Raw genomic sequence first — 21,316 nt, forward strand, 5'->3', positions numbered from 1 at the left:
CGTCGTCGACAACACCGACCTACGCGACTGGCTCGCCACCGGCCCCGGCGCCGGCGCCGACGGCCTACGCCTGGCCGGCCGCCAAGTCGCCGTCCTCAGAGCCATCCACGACCACAAACTGCGCCGCGTACTCACCTTCCACCACCGCGTCACCGACGCCCGCGCCTTCGCCACCACCCTCCCCGACACCGCAGCAGCCCTCCCGACCGACCTGCAACCCGACGGCCTGTGGGCGAACTGGATCAGCGGCACCCACCCACCCCGCATCCGCCGCCGCCTCCTACTCGAATTCGCCGCCCACACCAACCCCCACACCCCCGCCGTCCTCGCCAACGCCCGCGTCCTGGGCGAAGGCATCGACGTCCCCTCCATCGACGCCGTCGTCTTCGCCGACCCCAAAAACAGCCCCATCGACACCGTCCAAGCCGTCGGCCGCGCCCTACGCCAACCACCCGGCACAGGCAAGAAAGCCACCCTCATCGTCCCCGTCTACCTCACCCCCGACGAAGACCCCGACGACCTCCTCGGCGCCGACGCCTACACCCCCCTGTGGCGCACCGTCCAAGCCCTGCGCGCCCACGACGCCCGCCTCGAGGCACGGCTCGCCGACCCCCGCACCCACCGCCCCACCATCCCCAGCCACGACCCCGGCGCCTGGCTCCGCTTCGACCGCCCCACCCAGGAAGAAGAAATCGCCCTCGCCCTCACCCTGCGCGTCCTCGCCCCCAAAAGCGCCGAATGGCGCCGCGGGCTAGCCGCCGCCCGCCGCTACCACCGCACCCACCACCACCTCGACGTCCCCCAAACCTTCCGCGACGACACCGACCACCCCCTGGGCACCTGGCTCACCTGGCAACGCCACCTGCACACCACCGACGCCCTCGACGCGGCACGCACCCAGGCCCTCGAACGCCTCGGCATCATCTGGCGCCCCCGCCAGCAGGCCTTCGACCGAGGCCTTGCCCATGCCGCCGCCTACGCCGCTCAGCACGGCCACCTGGCCGCACCAGTCGAGACCATCCATGACGACTTCGCGCTAGGCCGCTGGCTGGCCACCCAACGCACCCGCGCCGACCAGCTGACCGCCGAACGGGCCGCGGCCCTCACAGCCCTGGACCGATGGTGGAACCCGCCCTGGCCGATCACCTGGCAACGCGACTACCACGATGCCCGCCGCGGCGTGGCTCCGAAGGCAGGGGAGTGGCTCAAGGCCCAGCGTGCCCACGCCCACGTCCTTCACCCCGAACAGTGCCGCCTGCTCACCGTGCTGGGAATCGACCTGCACCCAAAATCCGCTTCCACACCGCCAGACTGCCAACTGCCCGCGCGTGAACGTGATTTTCAGCGAGGCCTGGCAGCTGCACGGTCGTTCCTCGATAGAGAGGGCCACCTCAACGTCCCCCAACGGCACATCGAAGACGTTGAAGGTGACCTTGTGCGGCTGGGCCAGTGGTTGACCAACCTGCGCCGCCGCAGTGCATCGCTGAGCCCCCAGCGCCTACAGGCCCTCGCACAACTCGGCCTGTAGGCACAGCAGGCAGCAGGGTCCTCACCGCCGGGCTGTAAGACTGGTGACAGGCGCCCAGCGCCCAGCGCGCAACTGCGGGACACGGCGCTGGGCCGCCGCGGGAGCCGTCGCTCTGGAGGCCTGGCTCAGTCTGGGAGCCACAGGCCGCTGTCGGCCGCGTCAAGCCAGCGTGTTGAGATCGAATCCATGTGTGGGGCCGCCGCGAGCACCGTGAGCACCGCCGCGCAGGGCACCCAGGCGGCTGCGGTTCAGGCGGCCCCAGTGGGGGCCACCTGAACCGCACCCAGCTGGAGGCGAAGGGCAAGAGGAAGAGGGGCTTCTTCGGGCGTCATCATCGCTGTCGTGCTGATCGCTCTGGTCATCGCGGTGGTGCTGGTGATCCGCCGCCGCAACCGCGACTGAGACACCCTTCGGTCGGTCACAGACGGGGTGTACGGGCCCGTGCCGCCATCTCGTGCCAGAAGTGCCGCAGTTCCGGGCAGGTCATGCTCTGCCAGGGGGCGCGCCTGCGGGAGAGGGTGAACCAGCCGCGACGCCAGCTCAGCAGCGCCTGCTGCTGGAGGCAGAACACCTCGCGCAGCTCGGCCTGTGGCTGCTCGCCCTTGGGCGGGTAGGGGCAGAGCGCGAAGGGGCAGTCGTTGCGGCAGGTGGTGCCGGGCTCGGCAATGTTAGCCATGCCGACGGTCCGCTCCGGCTGGAGTGGTGACCTGTCCCTGGTTAGGCAGGGTGGTAGCGAGCTCCGGTTGGACCGCTCCAAGCGGCGCTCCATCGCATCAGGGTCACCGCTGCGCTCCGTGAGGTTGAGTAGTAGGAGAACGTCGGCGAGCAGCTGCTGGGCCCTGGGGTCCAGCGTGGTCCAGCCGACCGACGGGGGGATCCAGAGATTGTGCCTGCGGTAGGAGCGCGGGTCGCCCGGAGCGGAGCCCACGTTCTCCATGGCCGTCTTCTCGTCGATCCAGATGTAGCGCTCCGGGCGGCCGGTCTCCAGCGCCAGCACGGCCAGTTGGGCGGCGCGGGCCACGAATGGGTGCAGGCGCTCCCTTATGCCGACCTGGTTCTCCCTGCCGCGGTCGACGGGGGAGCGCTCGGCGCCGGCCATCGCGAGCCAGCGACTCACCGCGTATTCCGGATCGGCGGTCGGGCCGTGCCGTCCACCAGTGCCATCGTCCTGCCTGTCGACGGCCATGCCGGTGCCGTCAGTTAGCGCCCACAAGCAGAGCGCGTGGATGAGCGTGAGCTGGGAGAGCCAGAACCGCGACCGAGCCAGCATCGTCTCCGCCTGCTCGATCAACAACACGCGGGTGTCGTTAGTGGTGTCGGGGTGAAGCATGCGCCGGTTGGCCGTGCTCTTGAATCCCTGCGCCAGGGCGACCTCGAAGGAGAGTGGCAGGTCGGCCCGGCCGCCGAGGCAGCTGCTCGGGTCGAGGTGCTTGAGCCAGATGCTGAGCCCGGCTGCTGCTTCCGGCTTGCGCTCGACTCCGACCGACCCCACCAGCATGGGGAGGACGCAGGCGAGGGTGGCGAACTGGCGCCAGACCAACTGCCTGCGGATTCGCGTGGCTTCTTGTGCGTCCTGTGGGTAGCCGGCCTGAGTGGCAGGGGCGCCATCCCGCTGCCCCGCCAGCTGCACGAAGTACTCCTCGACCGGGTCCACTTCGCCGACCTGGTGGTCGGAGCGGAAGAGCGCGCGCAGCGCGTCGAAGGCCGCATCGCCGCCGGCACCGATCTCCCGGGTAATGGCCAGACGCAGTGCGTAGTCCTGTTCCTGGAACGCGATCCGCAGGAAACGCTGGTACGCGGGCGGGTCCGCGTCGGCGGGCCACCGCTTCTCCCTGCCCAGACGGGCGATCTCGCGCACGACCTCGCCGAAACGGTGGACCAGGCGCACCTTGGCCTCGACCAGGGTGCGGAGGTTGCCCGAGGTGATGTTCGGCCACACCTCACACAGGCTGTCTGCGATCCTCTGGTGGATGGAAACTGGCTCATTCGGCGGCACGGCACGCTGCGCGTGGAGGTCGACCTCCAGGGCCGCCGCAAACAGGTCGAGGGCCTTGGCGTCCGTCAGGCTGCGGGCGGCCAGCCAGAGCCGCTCAGCGAGTTCCGCCGTGGTCTCCGGCGTGTCCTCGCAGGACCGCAATACCAGCCCGACCAGCAGGTCACGCCCGAACGCCTCACTCCGCAGGGCCGCGTCGATCTCGTCCTCGATCAGACCGAGGACCTGGGAGCCGAGATATGCCTGCACGATGCTCTGCGGGAAACGCACCCGGTCGCCCAGAGTCTTCACCAGGCCGAGCTGCTCTCCTCGAGAGGCGTACAGGACGATCAGACTCTCACGCCTTCGGATGTCTACCGCTGGCAGCAGGGGAGCTAGTTCCTCCCGGAGCTTCTGGGCCGCAGCCATCAGTTCGGGGCGCCCAGTGAGCCGACGCTCGGGGTTGAGCAGATCGTCGTAGCGCACCGCCAAGCGATCCCCGAGGAGACCAAGCGCGGCCAGCGCGGAGATAGTCCGGATGGTCTTCTCACGCTCGGCCTTGGCCAGGGGAACCTGCTGGCGCAGCCGGCCGTCGATCAGCGCGTCCACCCATGCCTTCAGCAGGTGCCGCCGGAGCGTCGAGCGGTCACGGCTGGCGGTGTTGAGCTGCCCACCCCAGCCTTCGTAAACGAATTCGAGCAGGTCGTGCTGGCACAGCTCACGGGAGATCTCCATGTACAGCGGGGACTCGCTGAGCACCGCTGTCTCCACGATCCAGCCCAGCCGGCCGATGTCCGACCACCAGGCGTTCCAAGCCAGATAGTCGAGTGCGGCGTCCTCGGAAAGCGGCTCCAGGTCGATGATCGAGGCGTAGGTCTCGTCCAGCGGGGTGTGCGGCCGGGAAGCGATGACCAGGGGGAGGTCCTGCTCCTCGGCGCGGAGGATGGCGGCCCGAATGACCTCATCCCGGTCCCGCATCTGACTGCGGGAATTGAGCGCCTCCTCCAGCCCGTCCGCCAGCACAACGACCCGACCGTCCTTGCAGAGCTGCCGCCAGACCTTGGCCCTCTGCTCCGAGGACAGCAGCGCTGCGGGGTCGATCTCCTCGGTGAACCGCCGCCGCGCCAGGTCGCGGAAGTCCAACTGGGCGCCGTCCGTACCGACATCCCGGAGACTGATCGGGACCGGTACGAGCCGGTGCTGCGCCAGCATCTGGGTGAGCCGGATGAGGACAGCGGTCTTCCCGGCCCCCACGCTGCCGACGAGCAGGTACGGGCGCCGGTTGGTGCGGTCGCACAGCGAGCGGCAAATCACCTGGCACAGTTGCTCCCGGCCGACGACGGTCTGCTCGAGGGGCGTCCCGGCGGTCGGCAGCAGCTGGTCCGGCTCGTGCTTGGCCTTGCGGACGATGGGCCGGAGCATCTTCCAGTACCGGTAGACCACGAACACCGCGGCCGCCAGCGCCAGGGACAGGAACGGCGAGGCGAAGCCCAGGACGACGCCGCAGGCATTTCCGGTGTCCGAGCAGCGCTTCTCGATCCACCCCTTCTCACCTCGGATGATGGTGATCAGGGAGAACAGGACAAGCGCGACGAAGAGCGTGGCAGGAATTATCGCGAGATACTTCCTCGCGGACGACCAGGTAGTCGGAAACCGGATCCAGACCACCTTGCGGCCGGTCAGCCAGCGCAGCCAAGGGACGCGCAACGACCGCCAGGTCCGCCGGGCGATCCTGAGTGCCGTCCGGCGCAGGTGGGGCGCGGTGCGTGGCCTGACCTTGTCCCCCGGCTGTTGCATGGCGTTGTTCATGGCCATAACCACGACATTCGAAGAAACGATTCATTGCATTGAAAGTTGACACACGAAAGCTCTCGGGTGCGGCTGCTTCGGAAGCGCGTTTCTCAGACCATCGAATCACCGAAATGCTTGATCCGGTACCGGATCGCCCCGCGCCTGGGTCGAGCCACAGGGACAGGACTGTCGCGGCGCGGGCGGTGTGCGCCCGGGCGGCCTGCTCGGCGTGAGCGGCGCGGTCCCCGGCAGCCTCGCTGCTGGGGACCGGCCAGGTCAGCGCGGCGATGCGGGCCGCAGGGGGGATGACGTTGGTCGCTGGACGTCCGCCTTGAGCTGGGGCATCAACTCGTTCAAAATCCGCAGCCAGAACAGCCGTACGGCCCCGAGCCCTGGATCTACTCCACTTCGATACCGAAGTCCTGAACCAGTTCCTCCAGGCCGCCCGCATAGCCCCTGCCGCCCAGGACGAAGTTCCAATCCCCGTTCGACCTGCGATGGAAGGATCCGAGCACCACTGCCGTTTCGTGCTGTCGGCCGTCTGAGACTTCGAGTCGTCCCAACTCGGTCAGCGCTGGGTCAAGCAGGCGGATGCGAGCGTCCGTGAAGCCGGAGAAGTCGGCGTCCGGGTTGACCTCTGGGTCGATGGCTGCCACCAGGACGAACCGGTCAGCATCGTCAGGCAGCCCGTCGAAGGAGACGCAGATTGCAGCCTTGTCGGGTGCAGTCGCCCGCAAGGCACGCACCGAGCCGTCCGGCGTCTGCGGGTTCTTGAAGTAGACGAAGTGATCGTCGCTGAGGACGCGGTTACCGCGGCAGACGAGTGCGCACACATCCAAGGCGACACTTCCAGTCCACGACATGCCCAGCACCTTGTAGCGGCTGAACAAGCGGGGGTCCGGAACCGACGGCATCGAATGCACTGCGGTTCGGCGGGTGCCGTCACCCAGGCGCCCACGCAGCCCGTGACGATGCAGAAGGTCGACGAGTTCAGTTCCCGAGATCAGTTCCAGCGGCTTGCCGTTAGCGAAAGCGTGCGAGCCAGGGCCGAACCTCGACGTTGTCACGAGGACACCCTTGTTGGCGCCAGCGTCCTGCACGGTTCCGTACAAGTCACGCACAGCGGCCGGCGGCACCGTGTTGCGGTAGCGCTTGGCCTGCACGACGATCTTGCCGCCTCGGATCGGTGTGGGGTCCAGTGCGTCGACGTCCACCCCGCCGTCGTTGGAGCGTTGGGTGGTGACCGCCTGCATCCCCATAGCCCGGAAAAGATCAGCAACGAGATCTTCGAAGGCAATCGGATCCATCTCGTACAAGTCGGGGTCCTCATCGCTGCCGCGCATGACAACACGGTTGCCGACCTCCTGCGGTCGGCGACTCGGCCGCACCGGCGTCAGTTGGTCGGGGCGAGCCGAGAGTTGTCCGCGCAGTGCGTCGGCCAGGCAGCTGCCGGCGTCCACCTGTGCCAGGTGCAGGTCGAGGAACGTCGAGCGTCGAGCCATGATGGTCGCCAGGTAGATGTGACCCGGTCGGCCCGTCGTAAGATCATGCCCGTCCACGAACCCGTTCAAGGTCACCGACTCAAGCGCGCCCGGCTCATCCGCCGCGAAGAGTTCGTGCAAGACAAGCAGCACGCACTGGGCCAGGACCTTCCGGTACAGGGCCCGACGCTGGCTGACTGGTCGGAGCGTCTCCTTGTCCTGGTCCGTCCCAGGCATGTAACGAACAGACTTGACCTCGGGGACAACGCTGTAGGCAGGCAGCTCCCAATCCAGTACCAGCTGTCCGGCAACCGAGTCATAGGCCGCTGTCACCTGACGTGGGAAGCTCTCAGGCCAGGCAGTCGAGGCGTAGAGAGCGACGGAAAAGTACTCGACCACGGAATCAGGATCGCGGAGTCTGACTCCTTCGGTCAGCTCGACGATGTCAGCGTTGTATCGCCGCGCATAGGCCAACTGGGCATCGGCCCACTGCTGGTACTCCCGCTCATACGACGCCAATTGTTGCTGCCGCTGTGCCTCAGCTGCCTGGGCCGCATACCAGTCCCGCTCGAATCGCGCCCGAGCTTCAGAGTGCGCCTGAGCGCGGTGACCAGCCGTCCAGCCGCTCTGCATCAGGTAGTGATCAAAGTTCGGCATGGGTACGGGCTGTGCCAATGGTCCTGGAGCGAAGGGCTGGATCTCCTCAGGCCGCATGAGAGAGGAAGCCCTGAAAGCGGGAGCCTGACACCCTGAGGTGAGAAGACCTTGCAGCGACTCAACCTGTGCGTCCAGTTCCTCAGTGCGGCTTCGCGCTTCTGCCTGCCTGTACTCACGGTGACTCTGGAAAGCTTGACGTTGGCGGGCACGTGCTTGCTGCGCTTCTTGTCTCCGTCGTCTGGCTTCGGCCTCCATCTGGCGCTGCTGCTGCCTCTGCATCTCAGCCCATGCGCCGATCAAGCCATTAGAGCGACGACTCATATGCTGCGGGCCCTCCCCAAGGCAGTTGGTTACCCCGATAACCAGTTGTAATGGGACGACTCTATCCAGCGACGGTTGCCTCGCACATCCACCAGACGAAAGCAACCCGTTCCTCGTCTCCACAGGTCAACGCGACTGGAGAGTAACCACGGTTGTACCGCCTGGAGCGCCCGAGCTGTCGCATACTCCTGCCGCCGACGCCATCCCTGCAAAAGGTCTATGAACACTGCTTGACATGGGCGATCTCCTCGTTCTTGTTCGCGATGGTCGTCTTGAGATCGACGATCTTCTTGCGGAGGTGGGTCTCGACGTCGGGGCTCACGCCGGGTTCTCCTGGAGGGTGAAGCGGGTGCGGTCGTGTTCGTCGGCCAGCTCGCGGAGTCTCGCAGCGCTGGCGCTCCGGCGTTCGGCCAGGGGGCCGGGGACGCGGGCGGCTTTGCGGTCGAGGTCGTCTGCGCGCTGGCGGAGCCGGGCGGCGTGCTGGTCGGTGCGGACGGTGTTGCCGCAGCCGGGGACGCACTGATCGAGGCTGGGCGCGTCGTGCTGTCCGTCCTTCGCGCAGAGCGCGCGGTCCCGTTTGTAGAGGCAGAGCAGCAGGGCCACGCCGACGCCGCCGGAGCCGACGGCGACGCTGATCACGTCAAGCCCGCTGCCGAACTCCGTCTCTGCGATGCCCCCCGCAGAACCTGGACCGCGCCCTCCAGCTCTCCGCCGGGCGTGTTGGGCTTCCAGCCGCGCGGGAGCCCCGGCGGGGGCTCCTGCGGACCCCGCCCCGCCGGATCGAGCCGTGACCGTCTACGCGTGGGTGATCACGTCCCGGTCGCCGGTGTAGATGATGGTGCTCTCGTCCGCGGTTCCTCGAAGCGGTCGAAGAAGTCGTCTATGCGGGGGCGTCTGCCGGAGGAGTGTTTGCGGCGGTGCGGGCGAGGCTGTCCTCGACGCGGCGCAGGATGTTCAGAGCCTCGGCTTGCTGGTCGGGGGCGAGGTCGCCGGTTGTGGCGTCTTCGAGTTCGGCCCAGATGCGTTCGACCTCTCGCCGCAGTGCTTGGCTTGCGGTGGTTGGTTCGATGATGACGGCGCGTTTGTCGTCGGGGCAGGGGCGGCGGCGGACGAAGCCGGCGTTCTCCAGGCGTTTGATGCTGCGGGTCATGGTGGCGGCGTCGGAGTCGAGCAGGCGTACGAGGTCGGTCTGCCGCTGGGGGCCGAGTTCCCACAGGTGCATCATCACGAGTTCCTGGCCGAGGTGGAGGCCGACGCGGCGCAGGAGCTGTCCGGCGATCATGCGGTGCAGGCGGGCCACGCGGAAGATCGCGTGGCTGACGGGCCCCGCCTGGGCGGAGGCCGGCACCGTCACGGTGGAGGTGGGTGGCGCCGCTTCGAGAGGCTGGTTCTGCGAGTCCCGGTGTGTCGCCCGGCTCATCAGTACCGTCCCTTTCTCGGCCGAACACTGGCCGGACAGTAATCAGGATAACCGTCCCTGCCGCCATGTGGCACTCAATGCGGACAGTCCATGGTTCTGCATGAGAGCCCGGCGTGTGACGTGGCTCACATGGAGATGCGGGAAGGGTTCGCGGTGTTTTACTTGTTCGGACAGGTAATTTCGGTGCAGTCGGGTACCGCACACCGATGGAGAACCGCCGGACCGGGCGGCCTTCCCTCTCCTGAACCTAGGGAATGATCATGACGACCGCGTTCGACCCGATCGAGCTGGGCGGCAGGCGCCTGGCCAACCGCATCGCGATGGCACCGATGACCCGCAGCCGCGCCTACGGGCCGGGGGCCACCGTGACGGAGCTGATGGCGACCTACTACGCACAGCGGGCCGGCGCCGGCCTGATCGTCACCGAGGGCGTACAGCCGTCGGTGATCGGCCAGGGCTACCCCGATACCCCGGGCCTGCACTCCGCCGAGCAGGTCGCCGCCTGGCGGCAGGTGACCGACGCGGTCCACCGCGAGGGCGGGGTGATCTTCGCGCAGCTGATGCACACGGGCCGTGTCGGCCACCCCAGCCTGCTGCCCGACGGCCTGGTCCCGGTGGGCCCCTCTGCCGTCGCGGCGAAGGGCCAGGTGTTCACCCACCAGGGCCCTAAGGACTTCGTCACTCCGAAGGAGCTGGACCAGGACGAGATCGTCCGCACGATCGCGGACTTCGCGGACGCGGCGCGCAACGCGATCGCCGCCGGCTTCGACGGGGTGGAGCTCCACGGTGCGAACGGCTACCTGATCCACCAGTTCCTCGCCCCCAACGCCAATCAGCGCACCGACGGCTGGGGCGGCGACGCCGCGGGCCGGGCGCGCTTCGGCATCGAGGTCGCTGCGGCCGTCGCGGAGGCGATCGGCGCCCACCGCACCGGTTTCCGCATCTCTCCCGGCACCCCCTTCAACGACATCGCCGAGACCGACCCGGCGGACCTGGAGGAGACCTACACCGCTCTGCTGGCCGGTCTCGCCCCGTTGAGCCTGGCCTACCTGCACGTACTCGAAGGCCCCGACCGGGATCTGACCGGGCGCCTGCGCAAGGACTGGCCCGGCACGTTTGTCCTCAACCCGTTCACCCACCCCCAGCCCACCGGCCACGACGCCCTCGGCCTGATCGAGGACGGCGACATGCTCGCCTTCGGCGCGCTGTTCCTGGCCAACCCCGACCTGCCCCGCCGCCTCGCGTCCGGCGGCCCCTACAACGAGCCCGACCGGGCCACCTTCTACGGCGGCGACGAGCGCGGCTACACCGACTACCCGGCCCTGCCCGCCTGACCGGCGGCACTCTTCGCCCTCTTCAGGACTCACCCGAAGGACTCCCATGACTGTCACGATCGCCCGCAGGCTCCAGTACGCCGCCTTTGGCGGCCCCGAGGTGCTCGACGTGGTCGAGGTGCCGCTGCCCGAGCCCGGCCCCGGCCAGGTCCGCGTCCGCATCCACGCCGCCGGCGCCAACGGCCTGGACTCCAAGATGCGCCGGGGCCTGTTCGCCCCCGGTCAGGAGGCCCCCGTCGAGCCCCAGCCCCTGGGCCTGGAGGTGGCCGGTGTCATCGACGCCGTCGGCCCGGGTGTCACGCAGTGGAAGCTCGGCCAGCCGGTGCTGGGACGCACCGCCCAGCCCGACGCCGTCGCCACCCACACTCTGGCCTCGGCCGACGACATCGTCGCCAAGCCCGCCTTCCTCACCTTCGAGCAGGCCGCCGCGCTGCCGGTCGCCGCAGAGACCGCCTACCGCACCCTGCGCGAGCTCGGCCTGCGCTCCGGCCAGACCTTGCTGGTCCACGCCGCCGCCGGCGGCGTCGGCCTCATGGCCGTCCAGCTCGCCCACGCCTGGGGCGCCACCGTCATCGGCACCGCCGGCGAAGCCAACCACGCCTACCTCCGCGAGCTCGGCGCCACCCCGGTCACCTACGGCGACGGCCTGGCCGACCGGGTACGCGCCGCGGCCCCTCAGGGCGTCGACGCCGTCCTCGACGCCTCCGGCCGCGGCGTCCTGCCCCTGTCCGTCGAACTCGCCGGGAGCCCGGATAACGTCATCACCATCGCCGACCTCGACGCCGCCCGGCACGGCGTGCGCTTCTCCCAGGGGAGCCTGCCCCTCCCGCAGGTCTGGGCGGACGTCCTGCCCCTGATCGAGGACGGCCGCCTGCGCATGCCCATCGAAGCGGTCTTCCCGCTGGAGGAGGCGGCCGACGCCTACCGCCGCCTTGATGGCGGCCACCTGCGAGGCAAGATCGTCATCACCGCTGCGCCGACTCTCGATCCGGCGCTCCGGGCGGTGCTCGACGCGGCCAACCAGCCTGGCGTTCCCCCGCTCAACGAGCTTCCCGTGCCCGTCGCGCGCGAGGCGTCCGAGCAGATGGTGGCCGCTCTCGCGGGCGAGCCGGCCGCGGTCGCCCGGATGGAGGAGGCGGTGGCCGACGGGGTTCCTGTCCGGCTGTACTGGCCCGAGGGTGAGGGCCCGCACCCCGTCCTTATCTGGATCCACGGCGGCGGCTGGGTGCTGGGCAACGTCGCCGGAACCGATGTGACGGCCCGGGATCTGAGCCGCCTGGCCGGTTGCCTGGTGGTCAGCGTCGACTAACGGCTCGCGCCGGAGCACCCCTTCCCGGCCGCCGTCGAGGACGTCCTAGCGGCCGCCAAGTGGGTGTCCCGGGAGATCGGGGCACTCGGCGGCGACACCACCCGGATGGCCGTCGGCGGGGACTCGGCGGGAGGCAACCTGAGCGCCGTCCTAGCCAACGAACTGCCCGGCACCTTCGCCCTGCAGGCCCTGATGTACCCGGCGACCGACTTGACCCACCCCTTCCCGCCGTACGAGGAGAACGGTGAGGGCCTGCTGCTGACCAAGGACGCGCTCACGTGGTTCCAGGGCCACTACCTCGACGGCACCGGCGCCGACCTGAAGGACCCGCGCGTCTCGCCCCTGTACGCCGAGACCGCCACCCTGGCCGCCGCCCCCGCGGCGCTGGTGATCACGGCCGGGTACGACCCGCTGCGCGACGAGGGCGAGGCGTACGCCCAGCGGCTGCGCGACGCCGGCGTCGCCGTCGAGCACGTGAACTACGACGGCCAGGTCTACCTGTTCTTCAGCATGCCCGCGGCCATCCCCGACGCCAGGGACGCCACGGAACGCGTCGCCGCCGCGCTGCGAGGGGCCTGGGCCTGACACAGCCGTGACCCCCAAGCCGCCATCCCACCCGAGCTCGACCGGGTGAGACGGCCCCGGGGCCGCTGCCGGCACCCCCCCAGCCGGCGGCGGCCCCACCACCAAGCACCGCAACTAAGGCATGACCCGCACGGGCACGCCGCGTCACGAAAGCCGAGAACGATGGGCTTCGCCACCGTCCCGCCACTGGCGGCCGACGCGGACCTCTTCGCCGCGTTCGACGTCCTCGGCCAGAAGTGGAACGGCATCATCCTGCACACCCTGGCCACCCGGCCCGCCCGCTTCGGTGAACTGCACGCCGCGATCCACCCCATCAGCACCAAGATGCTCGCCGACCGGCTCCGCGAACTCCTCGACGCCGGCCTGGTAACCCACGCACAGCTGCCTCCGGGCCCCGCCGCCTACACCCTCACCCCCGACGGCCGGGCCCTGCTGCCCGCACTGGAACAGATCCGGACCTGGTGGAAACACCGCACCCCCGCTCCACCGACCACCGCTCACCGCTGATCACTCCGGAACAGATGCCGCAGGTCAGGTACGGGATGAGCTCTTCTCACGAGCGGGGCAAGCGGGTGCAACTCTCATCGGCCCTCGGCCGATCCGGCGGTGCCGCGCCCGCTTCCGAGGCACGTGTTGGGCTTCCAGCCGCGCGGGAGCCCCGGCGGGGGCTCCTCCGGACGCCCGCCCCCACCGGCCCCGAGTAAATGGCACCGGGCGTGCCAGCCGTCCGCCCAGGAGTCCACGAAGCGGTCCGACCGAACCACTTCGTGGACTGATGTGCGAAACGCTTCCGTCGAATCGCTTCTTGCGCATCGGTTGCCCAACTTGCCTTACAGCCCCCAGATATCCGTGAGGCACGTACCGCAGAGGGCTATGTTCCTCATGTCCCTTCTCCGAACTAGCTCCTATCCCAAGCAGGTCAATACACCGGTGAGGAGGGAATACCGGCGGTCAGCTGGGCACGACTTGACGACCAGGGTCGTCGCGGCCGGGGCACGTTGTTGTTGAATCCGGCGGGGTCGGAGGAGCCCCCCGCTGGCACTCCGCGCGGCTGGAAGCCACGCAAGTCGGCGGAAAGGCAGTCAACCCGCCGTCCGGCTTCACGGTGCGAAGCGGGCGCGGCACCGCCGGATCGGCCGAAGGCCGAGGCAACCACGCACAGTCAGCAACCAGGTGGGCACCAGCTGGCCACCGGGCAGGTGACCGCAGTTCCGCCTCGGTTTGCCTCGCCCTGCCCTAAGCGGCTTCGATCTACCCTGACCACCATGGCGACGCTAATGAGCGCGGTGGGTGCTGCCCGGCTGGCGCTCGGGGCGAATCCGACCCCTCAGCTACCCGGAAAAGGGACTGCCTCAACCGCCCCGGGATGGGTGATCTGGGCAATCCCGATTGGCACCATTATCGGCGCTGTGATCGCAGGACTGATCACAACGTGGACGACTAGACAGCTGCGAAAGCATGAGCGGCTACGCCTGCTCAACGAGCGGTTCGCAACTGCCGCTGAACTGCTCGGGCACGAGGAGCCCGCCTGCCGACTGGCTGCTGTCCACGCGCTGACAGGGCTGGCCGACGACTGGACGGAACGTCGGCAGACCTGCATCGACGTACTTTGCGCCTACCTGCGCATGCCCTACGAGGACGAACCAGCCGCGATCGAGCGACGGCTGGCATGGCAGGCCAACCGCGAGGTCCGTCACACGGTGATTCGCGTCATCCGCGATCACCTTCAAGAGACGGGAGGGGCGTCCTGGCAGGGATACAACCTCGACTTCACTGGCACAGTCTTCGATGGCGGTGATTTCTCGGACGCGCACTTCAGCGGCGGCGCGGTGAACTTTTCCAGCGCCAAATTTGCCGGAGGCCTGGTGACCTTTGACGGGGCCAAGTTCTCTGGCAGCGTGGTGGAATTCATCGGCGCAGAGTTCGCCGACGGCTTTACGAGCTTCAGTAATGCCGCATTCGCCGGGGGCACTGTGAGATTCGACAAAGCCAAGTTCACGGGTGGCACGGTGGACTTCGTCGATGCCGAGTTCAGCGGCGGCGTGGTGAGCTTCACTCTCGCTGAGCTGACCGACGGCTTGGTGGACTTCATCTACACCAAATTCAAGAGAGGCACGGTGAGCTTCAGTCGCACGACATTCGCCAACGGTAGCCAAGTGCGCTTCCCCCACGCCTGGTTCACCGGATGTAGGGTTCGCTTCACCCGTGCGCGGTTCACCGGCGGCACTGTTGATCTGCGAGGACCCAGATTTTGGAAAGTGCCTCCGACGTTTGATGACGGTGTGTGGGAAAACCCACCGGAAGGCCTGCTACTGCCCGATGCCGGTAACTGAGGCAAGCATCGGTTTGAGTGGGCCCGCTCGGCCAGGTGATCTACTTTGGAATGCACATGGTCAGGACGGTAGCAGAAACCAATCTCGACCTGCGAAAACGCTGATTTTAGTTCGGTCAACAAGCCTGAAGCCCTCTGGCGACCCCAGATAAGCAGATGGGCGGCCGGACCGGAGGGGTTGGGCTGGGTGCCGTCCAGGACGCGGCAGAAACGGTCGATCTGCACCGCGGGAGAGCACGGCCAGGCCGGCTCCCGCAGTAGCGACTCGACCACCTGCCCCGCCGGATCCAGCAGACGCACCGCGCCGCGCTCGATGGCCAGGGTGCCGTGCGGGCCGGTGATGGCCAGGTGCTCGGTCTTCGGGCCGGCCGAGCGGGAGACCAGCAGCGAGCCATACAGGCCGGAGTCGTAGGCGAGGTGGACCAGGGCTGTGTCCTCCGCGTCGTACTCAGCGCCCCGCACCGCGGCGGCCGAGGTGTCGGCCAGGACGCGGTCGGGCAGACCGAGGTACCACAGGACCAGGTCGATCAGGTGGTAGCCCATGTCGGCCAGGCACCCGCCGCCCGCGAGCTTCGCACGGCCGCGCCACCCGGCGGCCGGGTCCGGGCTGTGGAAGGTGTACCGGCCTTGGACCAGGTACGGGGTGCCGACCTGATCCAGCAGTTGGAGCGCGGCGGCGTAGATGGGGTGGAAGCGACGCTGGACGGTGACCATCAACTCGATCCCCGTCTTCTCGCACAGCGCGGCCAACTCGGCGGCCTCGTGCGGGTCGGTGGCGAACGGCTTCTCCTTGAGCACGTGCACCCCCGCCTCAGCACACGCCGTGATGACCTCCCGGCCGGCGTGATGCGGCACCGCGACGATCGCGAAGTCCGGCCGCACCTCGCGCAGCAGACACCCGACGTCGGTGAAACCGGGCACCCGCCGCTGCTCTGCCTGCACGGCCACGCGCTGCGGATCCACGTCGCACACAGCGACGAGTTCGACGAGCCGACGGTCGGCCAGCGCGGGAAGGTGATCTTTCTGAGCTTGGCCGCCGAGTCCCACCACGGCGACCCTCTTGGACATACTCATCGCTCACACCTCATTTCGAATGCGAGCGGCGGCCCGCCGGCTGCGGGCCACCCGCCCTTCGAGGACACCGCGCCCACGGCGGACGCGGCAGGGGCGCTGGCGGGGCATGCAACCCCGTTTGCATCCGATGCAAAAGCCCTGTCCCGGCCTGGCGGGCACCGCTACGGTGAGAGGCGGCGCGCCTCTCGGCTACGGGCGGGGACGGTATGGATGCGGTCAGAGCGCGCGCAGTGCCCGCGGCGGACGTGAACTCCGGCGAGCTGGTCCGCCTCGCGCGCAAGGAAGAAGGACTGACGCTGGCTCAGCTCGGGGAGCTGACCGGCTACTCCGCGGCTCAGGTCTCCCGGTACGAACGCGGCATCTCGCCCCTGACGGACGTCACCGTGCTGCGTCGCTTCGCTGACGCACTCGGCATCCCGCCCCAGGTGCTCGGCCTCACCCCGCAGCGAGACATCCGACATGGGCAGGTGATCGGGCCAACCACCGCCTACCCCCGCCTCCCGGCCCCTAGGGTTGCGAGTACAGCTCGGGAGGACGGTGAGGATCCGGTGCGGCGCAGGCAGTTACTGGCAAACCTCGCGGTCACGGCCGCCGCCGCGGCCGGCGCCCCCATCCTGCCCAGCGCCAGTCCGCCGGTGAACGAAGCCGCCCTCGGGGAACTGCTCGTCGGGCGTGTCCGGGACGCGATGCTCGGCCTGCACCACGACATCACCGTCCCCTCGGCGACGGCCTTGCACACTGAAATGTCCCGCGCTCTCACGGACTTCCACGCCTGCCGCTACACCAGCCTCGCCGTGCGCCTGCCCCGACTCATCGCCGCTGGCCACGCCCACGCGGCCGGCAGCGACAGCACAGACCACGGGGCGCTGCTGGCTCAGAGCTATCTGCTGGCCACGCGCATACTGATCAAGCTCGACGAGCAGCAGCTCGGCTGGTTGGCCGCCGACCGCGCACGCCAGACCGCCGAGGCCGCCGACGATCCGCTCCTGGTCGCCGAAGCCGCCCGCCAACTCGCTGTCCTCGCACGCAAGGCGAACTGGCACGACCAGGCGCTGTCCATCGCCCTGGCCGCCGCCGACCACCCCGGCCTGCGTGGAGGTGGTCCGGACCACGCCGCCGAGCGGGGCCTGCTGATCCAGTCCGCGGCCTACACCGCCGCCCGGGCTGGCGACGCCGCCGGGATGCGGGAACTGACCGATGAGGCCGCCGCCATCGCCAAGGACCTCGGCGGCACCACCTTGCGGCGCGACCATGGCGGGGGCTTCAGTCCCACCACCGTCCAGCTCCACCGCATTTCCGCCGAGGACTCCGCCGGCGACCCTTCCACCGCTCTCGCCGCCGCCCGGGCCGTAGCCCCACACAACCTGCCGAGCGTCGAACGCCGAGCCCGCTACTACACCGACATCGCCGCCGCGTTCGGACGATGGGGCCGCCGCGACGAGTGCATCCGCGCCCTCCTGGCCGCCGAGCACCACGCCCCCGAGGAGTCCCACACACGGCCCGCAGTCAAGACGCTGGTGTCCGGGCTGCTGGTCTCCGGGAAGACGACCACCGAACTCCGCGGACTCGCCGCCCGCGTCGGCGTCCTCATCTAACCCGCCGCCCTACGGGCGGCGGCGTTCGTCGTCGCGGAGAAGGTCGTTCACTTCGTCCTCGGAGAGCTCGCGCTGGTCGTCCATGACCCGTCATGCAGGCCCAGCCGTTCCCCTGGGGCCGGCGGCTCGTTGGGCCGAACGAGTGACGGCGAGCGGTCCGACGGGCCGGCAGCGAAGGGGCGGGGCAACCGGAATGGCGCGGGATCTGGGCCTGATGAAGTCGTCGACCACTTCACGCTGAATGGCGAGGAGACCGGCTGGCTGCGCAACAAGACCGGCGCCACCCGGCTTGGCTTCGCGGTGCAGATGAAGTTCCTCCTCTGGTGCGGCCGGTTCCCGAAGATGCGGCTGGAGTTGCCGCGCGACGCGGTCGAGTACGTCGCCCGCCAGGTCGGCGTCGCCGCCGGCGAGCTGGCCGCGTACGACTTCGCCTCCCGGACCGCCCAGCGCCACCGCACCGAGCTGCGAGACCTAACCGGTTGGCACGAGTGCACCCGCACCGACATGGTCAAGCTCACCTCGTGTCCGGCGCGGCGGGCCGCAGTGGTGAAGCCGCGGCGCAGGGAGTGACCAGACCAGTTGCCCGTCAGGTCGGCCTCATTGGATAGCCGGGCCACGGCATCGCCGGCGGCGGGCGAGTCGCGGCGAGATGAGACTGTCGGGCTGACAGTCTCATCCCAACGAGCGTGCGCACGGAGGTTTTTCTGCGATCCCAGGAAAACCTCTTTGACACTCCCAGCGCGCGTACGCGCGGCCTGTGAGGCGGACAACCTGTCCTCCTCACAGGTGACACCCCCAGCGCGCGCGTGCGTGCGAGGCTGGCACCCGTGCAGGTAGGCGGGCGCCAGCCACGTGCCCAGTCCTCGATTGCGCGCAATCACCTCAACCACCGTCGTTGAGGGCGGCGAGTCGCGGCTACGGCCTGCGGCCGGCGCGGACCGCATCGGTGTACTGCTCAGTGGTCAAGTCGCCCTCGGTGATGCCCAGATCGAACAGGACCGCACGGACGTCGTCCAGGGCGGTCGGCAGGTCGTATTCGTTCGTCAGCGTTTCGACTTCGAGGAACGTGCCGTCGAGTTCCGGTACGCGTACCAGGGTGGCGAGCATGCGCCGGCCCCGAGCCTCGAAGTAGTAGTTCCGGCACCGTTTCTCAAACGCGATGGCCGTCACGTAGCCGAGACCACGCAACGTGGCGTGGACGGCGTCCGGGTCGTCGATGCGGGTCTCGTACTCGGGCTTCGAGCCGGACGCTTCATCAACCCGCGCTTCCTTATACGTGAGGACAGTGCGCGTCTCCTCCAGCCCGTGGACAGTCCGGACACGCAACTCCCGATCACTCTGCTCCAGGGCGCCGACGTCGGTGTCGTAGTACGTGTCCTGGTACACCTCGGCCAATCCGGCAGCGAGCCCTTCCAGACGCCGCATGACGTCTTCGGGGTCCCGTACCCGGGCCTTCAGCTCTGCCTCGATCACTACCTCTACCCCCTCGATCAGACGGTGCGCACACCGTCGTCAACGATTGCCTCGAACATCCGCCGGAACCCCCGGTACAGCGAGCCGTGCGGCGTCTCCATGAGTTTGTATGTTGCCGACTCGTGCCCTTCCCAGCCGGCGTCGAAGGCAGACACGAATAGGGTCGAGTCCAAGCGGATGATGCGCCACGTCGGCAGCATCCTGTACCGGTACACCCGAACATCCCCGCTGTCGGACAGTTCCCGCAGCCGGGCTTCGGCCAGCCGCACTCCGCTCGCGAGGGATTCGACAGATTCGCCGATCTCGGCGGCGCGCACGGCGAGGGCAGGCGCCTCGGGGTCGAGCAGCAGCACCCGGACCTGCGGAGGATCGGGGCGGGTCACAGACCCTCTCAACAGGGAGTCGTTCAACCCGATGAGGCCGAGACCCCGCACGGCCAACACATCAAGCTCAGACGCGGTGCGGGCCCGCCGGCGGATCTCCTCAGCGGCCGACGCCTGCTCGGAGTAGACACGCACGACTTCCGGGAACGCCGCGAGGTCGAACGCTCGCCCGCCGCCCCGCTTCTCCCGCCGCGCAGCCAGACCGAGCAAGTGCCGAGCATCGTCAGGCATGTTGAGGCCATCCGCAATGCGCTCGTACACGTCGAGGCGGGATACCTCACGCCGCCCGTTGATGATCTCGTTGACACGAGCCTGAGTCATGCCGGTCGCGGTGGCGATCCGGGCCTGGCTGGCACCGGCGTACTGCTGCACGTGCCGGAATACCGCACCCACATCCCGTGCCCTCAGCGCCTTCCGAACCTCGGCCCGCTGCCACGCCCACTCCGGAAGCTCAAGGGACATCAGCCCAGTCGACACCGACACCTCCCGGCGAAAGCCATCTCACCGTGAGATTACCGGCCGGGTATTGAGCGGAGCCGCAGGTATCAGGATTCTGGGCGGGTGAAATCCCGAGCCGCCGACGGCATCCCTGTTGACGTCGAGACGATGCGCCGCAGCATCGACCGCGCACTCGTCCTCCGCTCCCAGCCGCTTGAGCATGCGGAACTGGAGCACCTGGAGGCGCTGCTGCGCGGCCACATCGAAGTGATACTGCCCGACGCCCTCGAACGAACAGACCGACTCTGGCGCGGAAGCCAGCAGTGGTACCTCAACCGGTCCACACTCGGCAAAATCGCCAACAACGCCCGCTTCGGACTCGGGGACGAGCCAATGCGGAACTGGGTCCAGGTATCCCAACTCGCCCGCGACTGCGGCTGGTTGCTGGAACGCCACGTCGAGGCCGCAGGGGAGCGCTCATAGGATGCGCGATGAAGGGGTGCGCGGTCGGTGCGCACCCCTTGCGGTGTTTCTGGATGCCTCAGAGGCCGGTGACGGGGTTGTCCTCCCAGGGGTCGCCCTCGTCGAGGTAGCGGTGCAGGGAGGTGGAGTTGTCGGCCCAGCCCCCTTGCCGTGCGATGCGGACCAGGCTGAGCCCGGCCTTGAATGAGGCGGTGGCGAAGCCGCGGCGGAGCGAATGGCCGCGCCAGTGCCCTTCGAGGCCGGCGGATGCCAGATTGTGGCGCACACCGCCCAACTCACCGTTCCTTCAGGACACCCGCCGATCGATGACGGGTGGAGCCTTGGTTCGACCGGACACTTTCGTAGCAGCGGCCGTACTGGACAGGTGAACTGACGATGATGCAGCTAACCGAGAAAGGTAGCACAACGGTGCGTCAGGTCGAGCTGAGGCCGCGGTCTGCGGAAGGTCTCCCACTGCCCGACTGGGATTGGCCCGCTTCGAGGCCTGTACCGTAAAGGGCTGCTCAGCCCAGCCGCCGATCTTCAATGGGGAGGGGGAGCGGTTCCCTTTCGTAGTGGGCGATCTGCCGGGCCGACACCCCCACCATGGCTGCCAACTGAGCCTGCGTCAGGCATGTCTGCCACTCAGTAAGCGCTCTGCCATGCAGTCGCCCTACGTCCTGCAGCACAGCTTTGCTCTGGCCCCATCTCGTCCTTCGAGGCAGAGAGTTGACGGGTAGTAGTGGCCTACCGAGCGAGGCTGGCCAGCGTTGGTCGACAGGGGCCCTGACAGCTTCGAATTAGCTCAGAAACGTGCCGAACCGGGCAGAGCGTCGCCCCCAAGCCCGCGCCAGCTGGGCCCCGGGCTCATACCCCAGCTGCCAGAGGGCAGCCCCACTCAAGCCGCTTGACGCCATCAGGCGTCACCCACCTGCAGAGACAAGTAGACAGCACACACTGCTCCCACACGCCGCCAGGCATAGGCACGGCGATACAACACGCGCTGTACCGGGAAACTGACACCTAACCAGTCCGGTGACAACCGGACAACACCCACTCAAGCTCCCCGGCAGGGGAGTGCAGACAACTCAAATATCTGTGCAACCACCTCATTATGACATCACCGGCGCCGACAGGCGCCGGCACCCACCCATAAAAAAT

Annotated in this window: 14 protein-coding genes and 3 pseudogenes; 9 read left to right on the forward strand and 8 right to left on the reverse strand. The window is 68.5% G+C overall.

Going from position 1 to position 21,316, the window contains the following annotated elements; translation table 11 throughout:
• A partial coding sequence (locus IEZ17_RS39160) for a helicase associated domain-containing protein (RefSeq protein WP_189308404.1) occupies positions 1 to 1,528 on the forward strand: 1,528 nt, incomplete at its 5' end.
• A gap of 418 nt (positions 1,529 to 1,946) precedes the next feature.
• On the opposite strand, the gene IEZ17_RS39165 is transcribed toward IEZ17_RS39160, so the two are convergent.
• From IEZ17_RS39165 to IEZ17_RS39180, 4 genes are all read right to left on the reverse strand, one after another.
• The gene (locus IEZ17_RS39165) at positions 1,947 to 5,309 is read right to left on the reverse strand and encodes an NACHT domain-containing protein (protein ID WP_189308405.1); all 3,363 of its coding nucleotides are present in this window, start codon (positions 5,307 to 5,309) and stop codon (positions 1,947 to 1,949) included.
• 380 nt (positions 5,310 to 5,689) lie between these two features.
• Positions 5,690 to 7,750, reverse strand: a complete 2,061-nt coding sequence (locus IEZ17_RS39170) for a restriction endonuclease (protein ID WP_189308406.1) — start codon at positions 7,748 to 7,750, stop codon at positions 5,690 to 5,692.
• Positions 7,751 to 8,068: 318 nt separating this feature from the next.
• Positions 8,069 to 8,389: a hypothetical protein gene (locus IEZ17_RS39175; RefSeq protein WP_189308407.1), complete on the reverse strand. Its 321-nt coding sequence runs from the start codon at positions 8,387 to 8,389 to the stop codon at positions 8,069 to 8,071.
• A 241-nt stretch (positions 8,390 to 8,630) separates the two neighbouring features.
• Positions 8,631 to 9,170: a MarR family winged helix-turn-helix transcriptional regulator gene (locus IEZ17_RS39180; protein ID WP_189308408.1), complete on the reverse strand. Its 540-nt coding sequence runs from the start codon at positions 9,168 to 9,170 to the stop codon at positions 8,631 to 8,633.
• Positions 9,171 to 9,430: 260 nt separating this feature from the next.
• Between IEZ17_RS39180 and IEZ17_RS39185 the strand changes: the two genes are divergently transcribed.
• From IEZ17_RS39185 to IEZ17_RS45155, 5 genes and pseudogenes are all read left to right on the forward strand, one after another.
• Positions 9,431 to 10,504: an alkene reductase gene (locus tag IEZ17_RS39185; protein WP_189308409.1), complete on the forward strand. Its 1,074-nt coding sequence runs from the start codon at positions 9,431 to 9,433 to the stop codon at positions 10,502 to 10,504.
• A 46-nt stretch (positions 10,505 to 10,550) separates the two neighbouring features.
• Positions 10,551 to 11,471, forward strand: a pseudogene (locus tag IEZ17_RS45145) (NADP-dependent oxidoreductase); the annotation flags it as partial.
• A 243-nt stretch (positions 11,472 to 11,714) separates the two neighbouring features.
• Positions 11,715 to 12,398 (forward strand): annotated as a pseudogene (locus IEZ17_RS45150) (alpha/beta hydrolase); the annotation flags it as partial.
• Between the two features lie 162 nt (positions 12,399 to 12,560).
• Positions 12,561 to 12,905 (forward strand): winged helix-turn-helix transcriptional regulator, encoded by a 345-nt coding sequence (locus IEZ17_RS39200; protein WP_189308411.1) that lies wholly within the window; start codon positions 12,561 to 12,563, stop codon positions 12,903 to 12,905.
• Between the two features lie 1,118 nt (positions 12,906 to 14,023).
• Positions 14,024 to 14,242 (forward strand): annotated as a pseudogene (locus IEZ17_RS45155) (pentapeptide repeat-containing protein); the annotation flags it as partial.
• 248 nt (positions 14,243 to 14,490) lie between these two features.
• Here IEZ17_RS45155 and IEZ17_RS39210 read toward each other — a convergent pair.
• A complete protein-coding gene (locus tag IEZ17_RS39210; protein ID WP_189308412.1) occupies positions 14,491 to 15,804 on the reverse strand; it encodes a Gfo/Idh/MocA family protein in 1,314 nt (437 codons plus the stop codon).
• Positions 15,805 to 16,034: 230 nt separating this feature from the next.
• Here IEZ17_RS39210 and IEZ17_RS39215 point away from each other — a divergent pair, with 230 nt between their 5' ends.
• Complete coding sequence (locus tag IEZ17_RS39215) at positions 16,035 to 17,399, forward strand: helix-turn-helix domain-containing protein (RefSeq protein ID WP_229853064.1); 1,365 nt, start codon at positions 16,035 to 16,037, stop codon at positions 17,397 to 17,399.
• Positions 17,400 to 17,528: 129 nt separating this feature from the next.
• Positions 17,529 to 17,969 (forward strand): DUF4158 domain-containing protein, encoded by a 441-nt coding sequence (locus IEZ17_RS39220; protein ID WP_189308414.1) that lies wholly within the window; start codon positions 17,529 to 17,531, stop codon positions 17,967 to 17,969.
• A gap of 345 nt (positions 17,970 to 18,314) precedes the next feature.
• Here the strand turns inward: IEZ17_RS39220 and cyaB are convergent, their stop codons facing one another.
• Complete coding sequence (gene cyaB / locus IEZ17_RS39225) at positions 18,315 to 18,872, reverse strand: class IV adenylate cyclase (RefSeq protein WP_189308415.1); 558 nt, start codon at positions 18,870 to 18,872, stop codon at positions 18,315 to 18,317.
• Between the two features lie 17 nt (positions 18,873 to 18,889).
• Complete coding sequence (locus IEZ17_RS39230) at positions 18,890 to 19,717, reverse strand: helix-turn-helix domain-containing protein (protein WP_189308416.1); 828 nt, start codon at positions 19,715 to 19,717, stop codon at positions 18,890 to 18,892.
• 99 nt (positions 19,718 to 19,816) lie between these two features.
• Between IEZ17_RS39230 and IEZ17_RS39235 the strand changes: the two genes are divergently transcribed.
• On the forward strand, positions 19,817 to 20,176 hold the full coding sequence (locus IEZ17_RS39235) for a DUF6415 family natural product biosynthesis protein (RefSeq protein WP_189308417.1): 360 nt from the start codon (positions 19,817 to 19,819) through the stop codon (positions 20,174 to 20,176).
• A gap of 58 nt (positions 20,177 to 20,234) precedes the next feature.
• Here the strand turns inward: IEZ17_RS39235 and IEZ17_RS39240 are convergent, their stop codons facing one another.
• Positions 20,235 to 20,441: a tyrosine-type recombinase/integrase gene (locus IEZ17_RS39240; RefSeq protein ID WP_229853065.1), complete on the reverse strand. Its 207-nt coding sequence runs from the start codon at positions 20,439 to 20,441 to the stop codon at positions 20,235 to 20,237.
• Positions 20,442 to 21,316: the final 875 nt, after the last annotated feature.

This window comes from Streptomyces albospinus (genome assembly GCF_014648695.1).
In the GTDB taxonomy this organism is placed as follows: Bacteria; Actinomycetota; Actinomycetes; order Streptomycetales; family Streptomycetaceae; genus Streptomyces; species Streptomyces albospinus.